We start from the raw sequence: 504 nt of genomic DNA, 5'->3' as shown, positions 1-504 counted from the left end.
CAGGGCGGTGAAGATGGCCTCGCCGGTGGCCGTGCTGTCGGCGAAGTCGAGCTTCTTGAGCGCGTCGATCGTCGCCTGGTGCTGCGGGGTGGGCGACACCAGCAGGTATGGCGTGCCGGCGAAGCCGACCAGGCCCAGGTTGATGCCCGGCGTCAGCTCGTCGGCGAACTGCTTGCCGGCCACCTTGGCGGCGGTCAGCCGGTCGGGGGGGACGTCGGTGGAGGCCATGGACTCCGAGACATCGATCACCAGCATCACGACCGCCCGGTTGAGCGGGATCCGGACGTCGGACGTCGGCCCGGCCATCGCGGTGGTCAGCAGCACCAGCGACGTGGCCAACAGGATCGTCGGCACGTGCCGCCAGCGGCTGGGGCGCGCCGGCGCGACCCGCTCCAGCACCTCCATGTTGGCGAACCGCAGGACGCGGCGGCGGCGGGCGAACTGCAGCACGACGTAGATGCCCAGGACCAGCAGAACGGCCAGCAGGAACAGGAAGAACCACGC

At 70.6% G+C, this 504-nt stretch carries 1 protein-coding gene; it reads right to left on the bottom strand.

Annotated features, from left to right (window positions below):
- The coding region (locus A5701_RS20240; protein WP_156670182.1) for a VWA domain-containing protein at positions 1-504 on the bottom strand (504 nt) is incomplete at both ends.

The sequence above is a fragment of the Mycobacterium sp. E3305 genome (genome assembly GCF_001666785.1).
Classification (GTDB): domain Bacteria; phylum Actinomycetota; class Actinomycetes; order Mycobacteriales; family Mycobacteriaceae; genus Mycobacterium.
The sequence above is the reverse complement of the archived record's forward strand: the minus strand, read 5'-3'. Positions and strand labels throughout refer to the sequence as shown.